General features: G+C 64.4%; 15 protein-coding genes. 11 read left to right on the top strand and 4 right to left on the bottom strand.

The genetic code is table 11. From position 1 onward, the window contains the following. The first annotated feature begins 19 nt into the window (after nucleotides 1-19). The 4 genes from hutU (at nucleotide 20) to hutI (ending at nucleotide 5,590) form a co-directional block, all read left to right on the top strand. Nucleotides 20-1,747, top strand: a complete 1,728-nt coding sequence (hutU, locus tag ACN9M1_RS12445) for a urocanate hydratase (protein WP_426394769.1) — start codon at nucleotides 20-22, stop codon at nucleotides 1,745-1,747. A 62-nt stretch (nucleotides 1,748-1,809) separates the two neighbouring features. Continuing rightward, entirely contained in the window at nucleotides 1,810-3,366 is a 1,557-nt protein-coding gene (hutH, locus tag ACN9M1_RS12440) for a histidine ammonia-lyase (RefSeq protein ID WP_426398859.1), read from the top strand. Nucleotides 3,367-3,369: 3 nt separating this feature from the next. Further along, the gene (gene hutG, locus ACN9M1_RS12435) at nucleotides 3,370-4,365 is read left to right on the top strand and encodes a formimidoylglutamase (protein ID WP_426394768.1); all 996 of its coding nucleotides are present in this window, start codon (nucleotides 3,370-3,372) and stop codon (nucleotides 4,363-4,365) included. Next, nucleotides 4,358-5,590 (top strand): imidazolonepropionase, encoded by a 1,233-nt coding sequence (gene hutI, locus ACN9M1_RS12430; protein ID WP_426394766.1) that lies wholly within the window; start codon nucleotides 4,358-4,360, stop codon nucleotides 5,588-5,590. Before hutG ends, hutI begins: the two co-directional genes overlap by 8 nt. A 63-nt stretch (nucleotides 5,591-5,653) precedes the next feature. Here the strand turns inward: hutI and ACN9M1_RS12425 are convergent, their stop codons facing one another. Next, nucleotides 5,654-6,658: a CsgG/HfaB family protein gene (locus tag ACN9M1_RS12425; protein ID WP_426394765.1), complete on the bottom strand. Its 1,005-nt coding sequence runs from the start codon at nucleotides 6,656-6,658 to the stop codon at nucleotides 5,654-5,656. A gap of 259 nt (nucleotides 6,659-6,917) precedes the next feature. Here ACN9M1_RS12425 and hemH point away from each other — a divergent pair, with 259 nt between their 5' ends. Next, nucleotides 6,918-8,033, top strand: a complete 1,116-nt coding sequence (gene hemH / locus ACN9M1_RS12420) for a ferrochelatase (RefSeq protein ID WP_426394763.1) — start codon at nucleotides 6,918-6,920, stop codon at nucleotides 8,031-8,033. After that, the gene (locus ACN9M1_RS12415) at nucleotides 8,030-8,425 is read left to right on the top strand and encodes an RNA-binding S4 domain-containing protein (protein WP_426394761.1); all 396 of its coding nucleotides are present in this window, start codon (nucleotides 8,030-8,032) and stop codon (nucleotides 8,423-8,425) included. Before hemH ends, ACN9M1_RS12415 begins: the two co-directional genes overlap by 4 nt. A 13-nt stretch (nucleotides 8,426-8,438) precedes the next feature. Here ACN9M1_RS12415 and ACN9M1_RS12410 read toward each other — a convergent pair whose 3' ends face one another. Together ACN9M1_RS12410 and ACN9M1_RS12405 are read right to left on the bottom strand one after the other, a co-directional pair. Continuing rightward, on the bottom strand, nucleotides 8,439-8,630 hold the full coding sequence (locus tag ACN9M1_RS12410; protein ID WP_426394759.1) for a hypothetical protein: 192 nt from the start codon (nucleotides 8,628-8,630) through the stop codon (nucleotides 8,439-8,441). A gap of 11 nt (nucleotides 8,631-8,641) precedes the next feature. After that, complete coding sequence (locus tag ACN9M1_RS12405) at nucleotides 8,642-8,860, bottom strand: hypothetical protein (RefSeq protein WP_426394757.1); 219 nt, start codon at nucleotides 8,858-8,860, stop codon at nucleotides 8,642-8,644. 40 nt (nucleotides 8,861-8,900) lie between these two features. Between ACN9M1_RS12405 and grpE the strand changes: the two genes are divergently transcribed. The 3 genes from grpE to rnk all read left to right on the top strand — a co-directional run bounded on the left by grpE (nucleotide 8,901) and on the right by rnk (nucleotide 10,714). Next, nucleotides 8,901-9,536 (top strand): nucleotide exchange factor GrpE, encoded by a 636-nt coding sequence (grpE, locus tag ACN9M1_RS12400; RefSeq protein ID WP_426394756.1) that lies wholly within the window; start codon nucleotides 8,901-8,903, stop codon nucleotides 9,534-9,536. A gap of 13 nt (nucleotides 9,537-9,549) precedes the next feature. Next, nucleotides 9,550-9,975, top strand: a complete 426-nt coding sequence (locus ACN9M1_RS12395) for a thioredoxin family protein (RefSeq protein ID WP_426394754.1) — start codon at nucleotides 9,550-9,552, stop codon at nucleotides 9,973-9,975. 331 nt (nucleotides 9,976-10,306) lie between these two features. Beyond that, nucleotides 10,307-10,714, top strand: a complete 408-nt coding sequence (gene rnk, locus ACN9M1_RS12390; RefSeq protein ID WP_426394752.1) for a nucleoside diphosphate kinase regulator — start codon at nucleotides 10,307-10,309, stop codon at nucleotides 10,712-10,714. 19 nt (nucleotides 10,715-10,733) lie between these two features. Here the strand turns inward: rnk and ACN9M1_RS12385 are convergent, their stop codons facing one another. Further along, complete coding sequence (locus ACN9M1_RS12385; RefSeq protein WP_426394750.1) at nucleotides 10,734-12,029, bottom strand: phospholipase A; 1,296 nt, start codon at nucleotides 12,027-12,029, stop codon at nucleotides 10,734-10,736. Between the two features lie 263 nt (nucleotides 12,030-12,292). On the opposite strand from ACN9M1_RS12385, the gene dnaK reads away from it, so the two are divergent. Then, nucleotides 12,293-14,251: a molecular chaperone DnaK gene (gene dnaK, locus ACN9M1_RS12380; RefSeq protein ID WP_426394748.1), complete on the top strand. Its 1,959-nt coding sequence runs from the start codon at nucleotides 12,293-12,295 to the stop codon at nucleotides 14,249-14,251. 135 nt (nucleotides 14,252-14,386) lie between these two features. Beyond that, nucleotides 14,387-15,529: a molecular chaperone DnaJ gene (gene dnaJ / locus ACN9M1_RS12375; RefSeq protein WP_426394747.1), complete on the top strand. Its 1,143-nt coding sequence runs from the start codon at nucleotides 14,387-14,389 to the stop codon at nucleotides 15,527-15,529. The last annotated feature ends 30 nt before the right edge of the window (nucleotides 15,530-15,559 follow it).

Raw genomic sequence — 15,559 nt, 5'->3', positions numbered from 1 at the left:
TTGAACGAAGGAGACTGAAATGAACGCCATGACCGACGCCACCCACCTGACGGATTTGACTGCGGACCCCCGCTACGACGCCTCGCGCGAAATCCGCGCCCCGCGTGGCACCGAGCTGCACTGCAAGAGCTGGCTGACCGAAGCCGCCTACCGCATGCTGCAGAACAACCTCGACCCGGATGTCGCTGAGAACCCGAAGCACCTCGTCGTGTACGGTGGCATTGGCCGCGCGGCACGCGACTGGGCCTGCTTCGACAAGATCCTGGAAACGCTGCGCGAGCTGAACGACGACGAATCGCTGCTGGTGCAATCCGGCAAGCCGGTCGGCGTGTTCAAGACGCACCCGGATGCGCCGCGCGTGCTGATCGCCAATTCGAACCTCGTCCCGAAGTGGGCGAACTGGGAACACTTCAACGAGCTGGACCGCAAGGGCTTGTTCATGTACGGCCAAATGACGGCTGGTAGCTGGATCTACATCGGCAGCCAGGGCATTGTGCAAGGCACGTATGAGACGTTTGCCGAAGCCGGCCGCCAACATTACGACGGTAAGTTGGCCGGCAAGTGGATCCTGACCGCCGGCTTGGGCGGCATGGGCGGCGCGCAGCCGCTGGCCGCCACGCTGGCGGGTGCCGTGTCGCTGAACATCGAGTGCCAGCAATCGAGCATCGACTTCCGCCTGCGTACGCGTTACCTCGACAAGCAAGCGAAGGACATCGACGACGCATTCAACCTGATCCGCCACCATTGCGAGCGCGGCGAGGCCGTGTCGATCGGCCTGCTGGGCAATGCCGCGGAAATCTTGCCGGAGCTGGTCAAGCGTGCCCGCGCTGGCGGCCTGAAGCCGGATCTGGTGACCGACCAGACCTCGGCCCATGATCTGGTCAACGGCTACCTGCCGGTGGGCTGGACGGTCGAGCAATGGCGTGCTGCGCAACGCGATCCGTCGCAGCACGCCCGCCTGTCCGACGAGGCCGCCAAGTCGTGCGCCGTGCACGTGCAAGCCATGCTCGACTTCCAAGCGATGGGCATCCCGACCGTTGATTACGGCAACAACATCCGCCAGGTCGCGTTCGACCAGGGGGTGAAGAATGCCTTCGACTTCCCGGGCTTTGTGCCGGCGTATATCCGCCCGCTGTTCTGCGAGGGCAAGGGCCCGTTCCGCTGGGTGGCGCTGTCGGGCGATCCGGAAGACATCTACAAGACCGACGCCAAGATCAAGGAACTCTTCCCGCACAACACGCACGTGCATCGCTGGCTCGACATGGCGCGTGACCGCATCGCCTTCCAAGGCCTGCCCGCGCGCATCTGCTGGCTGGGCCTGGGCGAGCGTCACCTCGCCGGCCTGGCTTTCAACGAGATGGTCAAGAACGGCGAGCTGAAGGCCCCGATCGTGATCGGCCGCGATCACCTCGACACCGGCTCCGTCGCCAGCCCCAACCGCGAAACCGAAGCCATGCGCGACGGCACCGACGCCGTGTCGGACTGGCCGCTGCTCAATGCGCTGCTCAACACGGCTGGCGGCGCGACGTGGGTGTCGCTGCACCACGGCGGCGGCGTCGGTATGGGCTACTCGCAGCACTCGGGCGTGGTGATTGTGGCGGACGGCACGGAAGCCGCTGCCAAGCGCCTGGGCCGTGTGCTCGTCAACGATTCGGGCTCCGGCGTGATGCGCCATGCCGATGCCGGCTATGAGACCGCCATCGCCTGCGCCAAGCGCAATGGTTTGAACCTGCCGATGATCGGCTAAGCAATGAATGGATCGCCTCCGCGCGGGCGGAGGCGACAATGCAACACTCGCTTTTCACTACGATAAGAATCATGAGCACGCCTACCACTCTCACGCTGCAACCCGGCGCGATGACCTTTGATGATCTGCGCCGTGTCTGGCTCGCCCCCACGCCCGTTACGTTGTCGGGCGACTGCGCTGCCGCCATCGAGGCGTCGGCCGCCACCGTGCAAGCCATCGTCGCCAAGGGCGACCCCGCTTACGGCATCAACACCGGGTTCGGCCTGCTGGCCAAAACGCAGATCCCCACGCACGAGCTGGAGCGCCTGCAACGCAACCTGATCCTGTCGCACGCCGTCGGCACGGGCGAAGACGTGAGCGACAGCGTTGCGCGCCTCGTGCTGCTGATGAAGGCCGCGAGCCTTGCACGCGGTTATTCGGGCGTGCGCCGTGTCGTGATCGACACGCTGCTGGCACTGCTGAACGCGGGCATCACGCCGTGCATTCCGTCCAAGGGTTCGGTGGGCGCTTCGGGCGATCTGGCACCGCTGGCGCACATGACGCTGGCCCTGCTGGGCGAAGGCGATGTGCGCGTGAACGGCGTGCGTACCCCGGCACGTCAAGCACTGGCCGCCGCAGGCATCGAACCGATCGCCCTGGCCGCCAAGGAAGGCCTGGCGCTCATCAACGGCACGCAAGTGTCGACCGCGCTGGCACTGAATGGCCTGTTCCTGGCCGAGCGTCTGCTGAAGGCTGCCACCGTGGCCGGTGCACTGTCGGTCGATGCGGCCAAAGGCAGCGATGCGCCGTTCGATCCGCGCGTGCACACCGTGCGTGGTCAACCTGGGCAGATCGCTACTGCTGCCGTGTACCGCAACCTGCTGGCCGGCAGCGCGATCCGCCAGTCGCACCTGGTGGGCGACAAGCGCGTGCAAGATCCGTACAGCCTGCGCTGCCAGCCGCAAGTCATGGGCGCGTGCTTCGACCTGATTCGCCAAGCCGGCGCCACGCTGCTCACCGAAGCCAACGCCGTGACCGACAACCCGCTGGTCTACGCTGAAGCCGGTGAAGTGATCTCGGGCGGCAACTTCCACGCTGAGCCGGTGGCCTTCGCTGCCGACATGCTGGCGCTGGCGATTGCCGAAATCGGCGCGCTGTCCGAGCGCCGCATCGCGCTGCTGATCGACTCCACGCTGTCGGGCCTGCCGCCGTTCCTGGTCGAGCAACCGGGCCTGAATTCCGGCTTCATGATTGCGCACGTGACGGCCGCCGCGCTGGCCTCGGAAAACAAGACGTTCGCCCACCCGGCCAGCGTCGACAGCCTGCCGACTTCCGCTAACCAGGAAGACCACGTCAGCATGGCGACCTTCGCGGGCCGACGCCTGCAGGACATGGCGGACAACACCGCCACCATCGTCGGCATTGAAGCGCTGGCGGCCGCGCAAGGCGTGGATTTCCACAAACCACTGGCCACGTCCGACACGCTGGCGCATGCGCATGGCTGCATCCGCGCGCGCGTGGCGTATTACGGCGAGGATCGTCTGTTTGCCCCCGACATCGAAGCGGCCCGCCGCCTCGTGCTCGACGGCCAACTCGGCGATTCGTGCCGCGAGCACGTGGCCGCACTCTCACTCAACTGATCCATGCTCGTTCAAGCAGAACAGAACGTCTGGCAAGGCCGCGTCGACGCGGAAGAGGGCCCGCTGGGCCTGCGTTGGCACCAGACGGTGCGCCGTATCGATGCCGAAGATGCCGGCGCGCCGCTCGCCAATACCGTTGCGCTGGCCGGTTTTGCCTGCGATGCGGGTGTCGCCCGCAACCACGGGCGCACCGGCGCGCAAGCGGGCCCGAATGCCATTCGCAAGATGCTCGCCAACTTGCCCGCGCGTGCCGGCCGCGTGGTCGTCGATGCAGGCGATGTGAAGTGCCAGGGTGATGCGCTGGAAACGGCGCAGAGCGAGTTGTCCGGCGTGCTGCACGATCTGCTGGATCGTGGCGCGTTTCCGATTGCGCTCGGCGGTGGGCATGAAATCGCGTGGGCATCGTTCAGCGGCTTGGCGCGGCATCTGGCAGCGAAATCCGATCGGCCTCCGCGCATCGGCATCCTTAACCTCGATGCGCATTTCGATTTGCGCGCGGGCGAACGCGGCAGCTCCGGCACACCGTTCCGCCAGATCGCCGAAGACTGCGCGCGGCGCGGCTGGCCGTTCCATTACGCCTGCCTGGGCGTGAGCACCTACGCCAACACCGAAGCGCTGTTCGCCCGCGCCCGCCAACTCGGCGTGCGCTGGATGCACGACGACGAGATGGACATCACGCAACTCGCCCACGTGCTGCAGGTGGTGGACGTGTTCCTGAGCCAGGTTGACCACGTGTATCTGACGATGTGCCTGGACGTGCTGCCGGCCAGCATCGCCCCCGGCGTGAGCGCACCGTCCGCACGCGGCGTGTCGATGGACGTGATCGAGCCCATCGTCGATCGCGTGATCACCTCGGGCAAGCTTTGCCTAGCGGATGTGGCGGAGCTGAACCCGTCACTCGACATCGACAACCACACGGCGCGTGTCGCCGCCCGCTTGGTTGCGCGCGTGGCCGATGGCATTGGCCTGCAAGCCACGGAAGGAGCCGCACATGACTGATCCGGCCAACCTGCACTGGGATGCACTTTGGACCAACATCCACCTCGCCACGCTGGCGGCCGATGCCGACGGCTACGGTGAAATCCGCGACGGCGCCATCGCCGTCAAAGATGGGCGCATCGCGTGGCTCGGGTACCGCGCAGCTTTGCCCGCCAACGCCCGCGCCGAGCGCGAACATGACGGCGGGGGCGCCTGGCTCACGCCTGGCCTGATCGACTGCCACACGCATCTCGTCTACGCGGGCAACCGCAGCAACGAATTCGAAGCGCGTCTGAATGGTGTGCCTTACGAAGAGATCGCGCGATCGGGCGGTGGCATTGTCTCCACCGTGCGCGCCACGCGTGCGGCCAGCGAAGACGCGTTGGCCGAAGCCAGCCTGCCGCGCCTGAACGCGCTGCGCGCCGAAGGTGTGACCACCGTGGAGATCAAGTCCGGCTACGGCCTCGATCTGGAAACCGAGCGCCGCATGCTGCGCGTCGCGCGTCGCTTCGGCCAGACGTTGCCGGTGCGTGTGCGCACGACCTTCCTCGGCGCGCACGCCGTGCCGCCTGAGTTCGCCGGCCGCGCCGATGACTACATCGACCACCTCTGCACCGACGTGCTGCCTGTGCTCGCAGCCGAGGGCCTCGTCGATGCGGTGGACGCTTTCTGCGAGACCATCGGTTTCTCGCCCGCGCAGACGGCCCGCATGTTCGACGCCGCGCAGCGCCTCGGCCTCCCGGTCAAGCTGCATGCGGAGCAGCTCTCCGACCAGGGTGGTGCGGCGCTGGTGGCGCGCTACGGCGGTCTCTCTGCCGACCACCTCGAATGCCTGACCGCTGAGGGCATTGCCGCCATGGCGCAAGCCGGTACCGTCGCGGTGCTGCTGCCCGGCGCGTTCTACTGCCTGCGGGAAACGCGCCTGCCGCCGATGGCCGCCCTGCGCGCCGCCGGTGTGCCGATGGCCGTATCGACCGACTCCAACCCCGGCACTTCGCCGCTCACGTCGCTGCTGCTGGCGATGAACATGGCGTGCACGCTGTTCCGCCTGACACCGCTCGAAGCGCTGATGGGTGCCACGCGCCACGCCGCCGCCGCGCTCGGCCTGTCCGGCACCTGCGGCGTGCTCGCCCCCGGCTGCGCGGCGGATTTCGCCCTGTGGCGCATTGAGCGACCTGCGGATCTCGCGTACGCAATGGGGCTCAACCCCTGCGCGGGCGTGGTCAAGGACGGGGTGTTGGTGTAAGGGCAGATCCGCTCAACGCTGCGCAAGTTTGCACGGCGTTGAGCGTTTAGGAGCGGCGATCATTCAGCGTCGCGTCGTCTGCGATGCCGAGGCGCGCGCGTCCCCGGGCTTCTTCTTCAGCTTTTCCTGCTCCGCAATGCCATTGCGGACCCGAGCGAGCGCCGCATTGACGTCGGCATCCGGCTTGGTCAACGCACCGTCAATTTGCTGGTATTTCGCCAGCGCTGCGTCGAGGCGACCACTGACCTCATCGCACACCGCCAGGTTGTACTGAAGCGCAAAGCTGGATGGGTTGGCGCGCGCAAGATCAGCCCACTGCGTGCACGCGCGATCCAGCCTTCCCGCATTCGCAAACTCCAAACTGCCCTTGAAGGACTCGACAGACTGCGGGTTGAGCCCGTCCGTACTGCTCTGGAATTTCACAAGCACATTCCTTTCGTACGGCGCCACATCTTCCCGCGCCTGTCGGAATGCATCGGCTGCGGCCTTGGTCACCAGAACCTGTTCAGAATCGTCGGTTGCCTGGTCGTCGCACCGGTACGAGCTGGCCAAACCGATCTTGGTGTCACTGTAGACAACGGTGCCACGCGCCACCTCAACGAGTCGCGGGGTCAATTCAAAGCGGGCGGTTTTCGTCGTGCAGCGAACCTGTGTGGTGTAGCACTTCTTGTCTTTGGGGCAGACGGAGCGAGGTTCGGTGGAGTATTTGTATGCGACCGGAGCAATGATGGCCGCACCGCCGTACAGCGCTTCAGCACCGGTGAGGCGTCCAATCTTCGAGGCCGTACGAGGATCCACCAGTCCGGTGCGCTGCAGCGCGAGTTCTCCGATGACGTTCAGCAACTGCGTCCGATCGACGATCGTGAAATACGGCTTCTGCTCGTACCTTACCGAAGCGAGCATGCTTTCGAAGTCGATGGTGGCCTTCGCGCCGCCGTCTCCGTCAAACGGCAGCACAGCGACACGGCGATACTTTGCCGCATCGGTTTTCGCCGCAAATTGCACGGACACAGGCGCAGTGTTGCTCGCACATCCGAGTAGCACCAACGGTGTCATCAGCGCAAGCATGCGCGCGATTTTTGTTGCTCCCATAAATCACCTTATTTTTGTGTGTGTCGAATGCCATGGTCGATGGCGTGGTGCATTGCTCCCTCATCGCGCGGGGGAGCCTTCTTATCCTAGAAGGCGGTGAGGCCGCCGTCACTTTCGCGGCGAGTGTAGCCGACGCTGTGGCAAGCGTTGAGCCGATCGAGCGCGCATTGCCGGACAAGCCGTACGCAATACTGCCGCTCGTATAATCGACCGGTCTATCGCGAACCCGCGCCCAATGCCCTTTTTGCCCGAACCCTTGTTCCAGCACGGCCAGCCCGATCGCACCGCGATTCTGCTCGTCAACCTCGGCACGCCCGACGGCACCTCGCCGCGCGAGGTCGGCCGCTACCTGCGCCAGTTTCTATCTGACTCGCGCGTGGTAGAAATTCCGCGGGCAGCGTGGTGGTTCATTCTCAACGTGTTGGTCGTGCCGCTGCGCTCGCGGGCATCGGCGCACAAATACGAAAGCATCTGGCTGCGCGAGGCCAACATGACGGGCTCGCCGTTGCTGGTTTACAGCGAGCGCCAGGCGCATGCTCTGCAGCAGTTGCTGAATGCGCAAGGGCACGACATCGTCGTCGCGTGTGCGATGCGCTACGGCAATCCGTCGATTCCGTCCGTGATGCAGGCGCTGCGCAAGCAGGGCGTTGAGCGCATCCTCGTGCTGCCGATGTATCCGCAGTATTCCGGCACCACCACCGCTACGGCGTTCGACGAGGTCTTCCGCGTGTTGAGCGAGATGCGCAATCAGCCGGAACTGCGGCTGGTGAAGCATTTCCACGACGACCCGGCTTATATCAACGCGCTGCATCAGCAAGTGGGGGCGTACTGGGCGCAGCATGGCGCGCCGGACTTTGCGCGCGGCGACAAGCTGTTGCTGTCATTCCATGGCGTGCCACGCCGCACGTTGGAACTGGGCGATCCGTACCACTGCGAATGCCTGAAGACCGGCCGCCTGCTGGGCGAGGCGCTCGGCCTACAGCCGGGGCAGTACCTCGTCACGTTTCAGTCGCGCTTCGGCCGCGCCGAATGGCTGCAGCCGTACACCGCGCCCACGCTTGAAGAACTCGGTCGCGTGGGCACCAACCGCGTCGACGTGTTTTGCCCAGGTTTCCCCGCTGATTGCCTGGAAACGCTGGAAGAAATTGCCATGGAAGGGCAGTCGACCTTCCGCGTCGCCGGCGGCAAGGATTTCCACTACATCCCGTGCCTGAACGACAACGAAGCGTGGATCGCCGGCATCGCCGACATTGCGTTGGCGCATCTGCAGGGCTGGCCGCTCAAGCTCACGCATCCGCACGTGCTCGAAGCCAGCCGCACGCGTGCGCAGAGCAAGGGGGCGGCAGCGTGAAGGTGAGTACCGATACCGCAGGCCGCGTGCGCATCGACAAATGGCTGTGGGCCGCGCGCTTCTTCAAGACGCGCTCGCAGGCGACGGACGCCGTTGAGCGTGGCCGCGTACAGATCAACGACCAACCCGTCCGCCCGGCCAAGGATGTGAAGATTGGTGACCGCGTGCGTGTGCACGCGCATGAACAACAGTGGGAATTGCAGGTGTTGGCGCTGGCGGAAGTGCGCGGGCCCGCGTCGGTTGCGCAAACGCTCTACGCCGAAACGGAAGCCAGCCGCTTAAAACGCGAGGAAGATGCCGACCGCCGCCGGCTATACCGCGAGCCCGCCACGCAAATCGCCGGCCGCCCGACCAAGCGGGATCGTCGTCGCATCGACAAATTGGGCGACTGACCCAAAGTGTGTGCTAACTTGATAGCCCGAGCCCGCGCGGTAACTGCATCTGCGCGGGTCTGCTGATGTAGTGCTTGAAGATGGCCTTGCCGCTGCCGTACTCCGTATAACGCGGTGTGACGGCGCCGGAGAGGCAGATGAACGTTGTGGCTGCTGTCAGAGTCAACAACAGGAGCACGGTCAGAACGGGCAGCTTGTTATGCATGGTACGAACCCTCAAAGAAGCTCGCGCCCCCCAGATTTTTCTTGCATCATAGGCGGCCAATTGAGGCCCCGCAATTGCTGTGCCGTGGCAATCAGATGAAACTTGTAACGCGATATTTCGTGATGCATGGTGCACAGTTGCCGCGCATCCTGCGCCCTTGAAAGGCGCGCCAAATGCCCCATATCGGGGAGAAATTGTTTGTGAAAATCCAGCGGATCGGTGCGCGGCACATGTTGTGCGTCGAGTACGCCGATCCCCTTATTCAGCGCTATGAAACACACTTCGGAAACCTCATCGCAACCGGATATGCAAGCCGCCCAGCCGAACCCGTCGTCTGCCGGTCAAGCCGCCAACGCTTATTCGAGTCAGGCCCAGCGCGCCAGCGCCGATGCCCAGGCCATCGCCGGTGATGAAGCCGCCGTGGCGGAAGCCGTGGCCGACGTGGACGCCGCCGAACTGCGCCGCCAACTGGAAGCCGCCGAAGAGAAGGCGCGCCAGAACTACGAAAACTGGGCTCGCGCCACGGCTGAAGGCGAAAACATCCGCCGCCGTGCGCAGGACGACGTGGCCAAGGCGCACAAGTTCGCCATCGAAGGCTTTGCCGAATACCTGTTGCCGGTCATGGACAGCCTGCAAGCCGCCCTGGCCGACACGTCGGGCGATGCCGCCAAGTTGCGCGAAGGTGTCGAGCTCACGCTCAAGCAGCTCTACGCTGCGTTCGAGAAGGGCCGTGTGACCGAACTGAACCCGGTGGGCGAGAAGTTCGATCCGCATCGCCATCAGGCCATTTCGATGGTGCCGGCCGATCAGGAAGCCAACACCGTGGTGGCCGTGCTTCAGCGTGGCTACACGCTGGCCGACCGCGTGCTGCGCCCGGCCCTGGTGACGGTCGCCGCGCCCAAGTAAGTCGATACGTCGCATGATCCAGAACACCATCACCTCGCAGGCAGCACCTGCCGCGATCCCGGTCGACAAGACCGCGTTCGCGGCGTTCGGCATGCGCGAGGTGAATGGCGAGACCATCGACGCGGCCATTGCGGCGGCGGGCGATGCGCTCGTCTGCGTGTTCTTCTGGGGCGAGGATTGCTTCAACTGCGAGATGGCCAAGCAGGCCATGCTCGCGCAGCCGGCGCCCGTGCGCGAGCTCGGGCTGCACTGGCTGCATGCCAATGTCTATGAACATTCGGAGCTCGGCCAGCGGTTTGGGCTGCATGGCGTTCCAGTGTTCCTGTTTTTTCATCGTGGCAAGAAGCTCGGCCGGGCGACCGGCTGGCATGGCCACGCGCAGTTTGCCGCCGCTGTTGCCAATGCGCGCAACAAGCTGGCCGGCAAGCCACTGGTCTGAGGCCGCATTCGCGATGACGCTTGTGCCGATGGCTGCGGCCTTCCTCTTTTCTTCGTCTTCCCGTGCCGTGCGCCCCAAGCGCGGCGCGCACGCTCAGTCGCGCGCCGCTCAGGCGATGATCGCGACCCTTGCCGCCGCCCGGCGGTCGTCATAGTGCCCTAGCGGCACCTTGCCGCCGGGCTCGCACCACCTTCATCTGCAGTTCCAGATCCGTATCACTGCCGGCCGGCGTTTGCGCCCGCTGGTGTTCTTGCCGCTGCATTGCGTTGGCCCGGAAGGCCATCGGCAGCGGTTTTACCTAGTGTTGAACACAGACCCGTAGGAGATCGACATGTCCAAACCAGCCGCCATCTACCTGACCGAGCTCGACCTCACCCGCTTGGAAAACGCCGCCGCCCGCGCCGGCAACAGCTCCCCGCTGGCAGATCTGGTCGATGACCTGATTGCCCGTGCCAATGTGGTGCCGGGCAACAAGATCCCCGCCGATGTGGTGACGATGAATTCGGTGGTGCGCGTCGTTGACGATGCGGGCGCTGAGCAGGAGTGGACGCTCGTCTACCCCGAAGACGCCAATGTGGCCTCTGCCAAGCTGTCGGTGCTTTCGCCGATGGGCGCGGCGCTGTTGGGCGCGCGCGCGGGCAAATCGGTCAAGTACTCAGCGCCCAATGGTGCCCAGCATTCTCTGCGGATCGAGCGTGTCGCTTTCCAGCCCGAGGCCAGCGGCCAGCACACGCTGTAAGCCGCCGCCCCGTTGGGCCTTAGCGCGAGAGGCTGTACCCGACACGCAACTGCGAGCCCAGCTTGTGGTTGTAGTCGAGCAGGCTCTCGCCGTAGCCGGTGAAGTACTGGATGAACAGGTAGCCGGCCGTGCCGGTGAAGATGCGGCTCATCGGGTAGCTGAGCTGCGCATCGACGCTGCCATAGGCCTTGCGTGTGCCCTTGCGCAGCGTGGTGGCCAGCTCCCAGCCATTGGGGGCGCCGTACGAGACGCGGAAGTCGCCAAAACCCCGGTAATGCGCGATGTCGGTATTGCCGGTACGCGTGAGATAGGCGTACAGCTTGGGCTCGAACTTCCAGTGGTAGTCGTTCAGGTCGCCAAAGTGGAAGGTTGGGCGCACGAAGACGGTGTTGATGGCGCGTGAGGCGTCGCCGTCTCGGCCGTTCGATTCGTGCTCGATGCCGCCCGCGAACGATAGCCGGGTGAGTGCGCCGCCCCGGATACCCGTGTCGGGCCGGTAATAGAACACGCTCGGCCGGTAGTTCGTATCGCGGAACGGTGCCGATTCCTTGCCCAGATCCCATAACGAGAACTGCGTATAGCCGAAATACAGGTTATCCAGCAGCGCAGCCGATGCCGGGTTCTCGGGCTGGAAGAGTCGGAACTTGAAACTCAACTGAAATTTGACGTTCAGGCCTTCGTGCGCGCCGACGGCGGCGAACATCGGCTCGTGGAACGTCAGCCGTGCGGTCTCCTCCGCCGGCCGAAGCGGCTCGCCTGTCCCGGCCACCGTCACGGTCGCAGGCGAGGCAACGTTTGCTTCCGTAGCCTGCGTAGTCGAGTTGGCGCCCAGGGCACCGCCCGGGCGGGCGCCATTGGCGGCGGCGTTACGGGCTGCGCCCGCCGGTGCGCCCTCGGCGGCGACTTGCCCCGCATCGGCGCCCCGTACCAGCGTCACGAGCACAGGCGCCACATCCAGGTCCGGCGCATCGATCCGGACCGTGCCGCGCAGCACCTCAGGTAGCGTGCCGACATAGGCGACGGTCCGGACTTGGCCCGGACGCAGATGTAGCGTTTCCGCTCCGGTGTCATGTCGATTTAGCAGCACTTCTACCGGGCCCTGTAGGTCGGCGGTAGCGGTGAGGCGCAAGTGGGTTGGCACCGTGTAGCTGCGCTGGGCGGTATCCCCCGAGACGACGAGGGTCAGTGTGAACGGCTGGTTGGCGTCGACGCGGCGGGCGGGTTGAAGCAGGGCGACGGCGGCATTGGCAGAGGGTACGGCGCATGCGGCAAGCACAGCGGCGCCAAGAACGGCTCGGATGGGGGGGAATGGCATGGGTACGAAGGCCACCGGGTTTCGGCGAATGGCAATGCGGGCAAGGGTACCATCCCGCCCTTTGAGGCCCGCCTGGCCCCTCCAGGGCGTTCAAAACGGCCGTTTTTGCCCGGGAGCGCACGTTTTCGGGTGCTTTCCCCAGAAAAACCGGCCAAAATGCTCAACTTTTCAAAAATCGGCCTTGAAAAGCCGGGCGGCACTCCCACATCCGAGCCAAGTTTGTATTTCAGTGCAGTCCTGACACCAGATTCGAGGAGTAAGACATGGGCAAAATCATCGGTATCGACCTGGGTACCACCAACAGCTGCGTTGCCATCATGGAGGGCAACACCCCCAAGGTGATCGAGAACGCCGAAGGCGCGCGCACCACCCCGTCGATCATCGCCTACATGGAAGACGGCGAAATCCTGGTCGGCGCCCCGGCCAAGCGCCAGGCGGTGACCAACCCGAAGAACACGCTGTACGCCGTCAAGCGCCTGATCGGCCGCAAGTTTGAAGAGAAGGAAGTCCAGAAGGACATCGGCCTGATGCCGTACACCATCACCAAGGCCGACAACGGCGACGCTTGGGTGGAAGTGCGCGGCCAGAAGCTCGCCCCGCCGCAAATTTCGGCGGAAACCCTGCGCAAGATGAAGAAGACCGCCGAGGACTACCTGGGCGAGGAAGTGACCGAAGCCGTGATCACGGTGCCGGCGTACTTCAACGATTCGCAGCGCCAAGCCACGAAGGACGCTGGCCGCATCGCCGGTCTGGACGTCAAGCGCATCATCAACGAGCCGACCGCGGCTGCGCTGGCTTTCGGCCTGGACAAGAACGAGAAGGGCGACCGCAAGATCGCCGTGTATGACCTCGGCGGCGGTACGTTCGACATCTCGATCATCGAGATTGCCGACGTGGACGGCGAGAAGCAGTTCGAAGTGCTGTCGACCAACGGCGATACGTTCCTGGGCGGCGAAGACTTCGACCAGCGCATCATCGATTACATCATCGGCGAGTTCAAGAAAGAGCAGGGCGTTGATCTGAGCAAGGACGTGCTCGCGCTGCAACGTCTGAAGGAAGCCGCTGAAAAGGCCAAGATCGAGCTGTCGAGCACGCAACAGACCGAAATCAACCTGCCGTACATCACGGCGGATGCCTCGGGTCCGAAGCACTTGAACCTGAAGATCACGCGCGCCAAGTTGGAAGCGCTGGTTGAAGACCTGATCGCCCGTACGATCGATCCGTGCCGCACCGCCATCAAGGATGCCGGCGTGAAGGTGTCGGACATCCATGACGTGATCCTGGTCGGCGGCATGACGCGTATGCCGAAGGTGCAGGAGAAGGTGAAGGAGTTCTTCGGCAAGGAAGCCCGCAAGGACGTGAACCCGGACGAGGCCGTCGCCGTGGGCGCCGCCATCCAGGGTCAGGTGCTGGGCGGTGACCGTACTGACGTGCTGCTGCTGGACGTGACGCCGCTGTCGCTGGGCATCGAAACGCTGGGTGGCGTGATGACCAAGATGATCGGCAAGAACACGACCATCCCGACCAAGTTCTCGCAGACGTTCTCGACCGCTGACGACAACCAGCCGGCGGTGACGATCAAGGTCTACCAGGGCGAGCGCGAGATGGCCTCCGGCAACAAGATGCTGGGCGAATTCAACCTGGAAGGCATTCCGCCGGCACCCCGCGGCACGCCGCAGATTGAAGTGTCGTTCGACATCGACGCCAACGGCATTCTGCACGTGGGCGCCAAGGACAAGGCGACCGGCAAGGAAAACAAGATCACGATCAAGGCAAGCTCCGGCCTGTCGGAAGCCGAGATCGAGCGCATGGTGAAGGACGCCGAGGCCAACGCCGAGGAAGACAAGAAGCTGCGCGAACTGGTCGACTCCCGTAACCAGGGCGAAGCGCTGGTGCACTCGACCAAGAAGGCACTGGGCGAGTACGGCGACAAGCTGGAAGCCGGCGAGAAGGACAAGATCGACGCTGCGATCAAGGAACTGGAAGAAGCCTTGAAGGGCACTGACAAGGCCGCGATCGACGCCAAGACCGAAGCGCTGGCAACCGCCTCGCAGAAGCTGGGCGAGAAGGTCTATGCCGACATGCAAGCCAAGGGCGAAGCCGGTGGTGCTGAGCAAGCCGCTGGCGCGCAGGCAGGCGCAGGTGCTCACGCTGGGCAAGGCGCACCGCACGACGATAACGTCGTCGACGCCGAGTTCAAGGAAGTGAACGACAAGAAGTAAGCCCCGAGTCCGCTGCGGCGGACTTGAGGTCTCGCCGGGCGGTGGTTATCGGAGTGCGGATTTCGCCACCGATGCCACGCTCGGCTTTTTTGCTATTCGACACGCAGTAAAAAACAGGCGACGAGTTAAGCCACCATGGCAAAACGTGATTACTACGAAGTGCTCGGGGTGGGCAAAAACGCGAGCGACGACGAAATCAAGAAGGCCTATCGCAAGCTCGCGATGAAGTACCACCCGGACCGCAATCCGGACAGCAAGGAAGCGGAAGAGAAGTTCAAGGAGGCCAAAGAGGCTTACGAGATGCTCTCCGATGCCGACAAGAAAGCCGCCTATGACCAGTACGGCCACGCGGGTGTTGATCCTAACGCTGGCTTTGGTGCGGGTGGTGCTGGCTTTGGCGGCGGCTTTGCAGAAGCCTTTGGCGACATCTTTGGCGACATCTTTGGTCAGGCACAGGGCCAGGGTGGCCGTCGTGGCGGCGGCCCGCAGATGTACCGCGGTGCAGACCTGCGCTACAGCATGGAGATCACGCTGGAGCAGGCCGCGCACGGCTATGACACGCAGATCCGCGTGCCGCACTGGGACGAGTGCGACCACTGTCACGGCAAGGGTGCTGAGCCCGGCTCCAGCGTGGAGACCTGCCCGACCTGCCATGGCGCCGGCCAGGTGCGTGTGTCGCAGGGCTTCTTCACGATGCAGCAGACCTGCCCGAAGTGCCACGGCAGCGGCAAGTACATTCCCAAGCCGTGTACCAAGTGCCACGGCCAGGGCAAGCTGAAGAGCCAGAAGACGCTGGAAGTGAAGATTCCGGCCGGCATCGACGAAGGCATGCGTATCCGCTCGTCGGGCAATGGCGAGCCGGGCATCAACGGCGGCCCCCCGGGCGACCTGTATGTGGAAATCCACATCAAGCCGCACTCGGTGTTCGAACGCGATGGCGACGATCTGCACTGCCAGATGCCGATTTCGTTCGCGACGGCCTGTATTGGCGGCGACATCGAAGTGCCGACGCTGGGTGGCCGTGCCTCGTTCACGGTGCCTGAAGGCACGCAGGCCGGCAAGACGTTCCGCCTGCGCGGCAAGGGCATCAAGGGTGTGCGTTCGGGCTATGCGGGCGATCTCTATGTGCACGTCAACATCGAGACGCCGGTCAAGCTGACCGAGCACCAGAAGGACCTGCTCAAGCAGTTCGACAAGTCCGTGCACGAAGGCGGCTCGCGGCACAGCCCGCAAGAGCAGTCGTGGATGGATAAGGTGAAGAACTTCTTCTCCTCATAAGCACAGCACTACCGCAGTTACCGGGGGACA

The organism is Ralstonia sp. R-29 (assembly GCF_049913345.1).
Classification (GTDB): domain Bacteria; phylum Pseudomonadota; class Gammaproteobacteria; order Burkholderiales; family Burkholderiaceae; genus Ralstonia.
The sequence above is the reverse complement of the archived record's forward strand: the minus strand, read 5'-3'. Positions and strand labels throughout refer to the sequence as shown.

What these genes read in the sequence shown, in the direction of transcription:
- hutU (WP_426394769.1), top strand. Translation starts at nt 20, where the DNA reads ATGAACGCCATGACCGACGCCACCCACCTGACGGATTTGACTGCGGAC.
- hutG (WP_426394768.1), top strand. Translation starts at nt 3,370, where the DNA reads ATGCTCGTTCAAGCAGAACAGAACGTCTGGCAAGGCCGCGTCGACGCG.
- hutI (WP_426394766.1), top strand. Translation starts at nt 4,358, where the DNA reads ATGACTGATCCGGCCAACCTGCACTGGGATGCACTTTGGACCAACATC.
- ACN9M1_RS12425 (WP_426394765.1), bottom strand. Translation starts at nt 6,658, where the DNA reads ATGCTTGCGCTGATGACACCGTTGGTGCTACTCGGATGTGCGAGCAAC.
- hemH (WP_426394763.1), top strand. Translation starts at nt 6,918, where the DNA reads ATGCCCTTTTTGCCCGAACCCTTGTTCCAGCACGGCCAGCCCGATCGC.
- ACN9M1_RS12410 (WP_426394759.1), bottom strand. Translation starts at nt 8,630, where the DNA reads ATGCATAACAAGCTGCCCGTTCTGACCGTGCTCCTGTTGTTGACTCTG.
- grpE (WP_426394756.1), top strand. Translation starts at nt 8,901, where the DNA reads ATGAAACACACTTCGGAAACCTCATCGCAACCGGATATGCAAGCCGCC.
- ACN9M1_RS12395 (WP_426394754.1), top strand. Translation starts at nt 9,550, where the DNA reads ATGATCCAGAACACCATCACCTCGCAGGCAGCACCTGCCGCGATCCCG.
- rnk (WP_426394752.1), top strand. Translation starts at nt 10,307, where the DNA reads ATGTCCAAACCAGCCGCCATCTACCTGACCGAGCTCGACCTCACCCGC.
- ACN9M1_RS12385 (WP_426394750.1), bottom strand. Translation starts at nt 12,029, where the DNA reads ATGCCATTCCCCCCCATCCGAGCCGTTCTTGGCGCCGCTGTGCTTGCC.
- dnaK (WP_426394748.1), top strand. Translation starts at nt 12,293, where the DNA reads ATGGGCAAAATCATCGGTATCGACCTGGGTACCACCAACAGCTGCGTT.
- dnaJ (WP_426394747.1), top strand. Translation starts at nt 14,387, where the DNA reads ATGGCAAAACGTGATTACTACGAAGTGCTCGGGGTGGGCAAAAACGCG.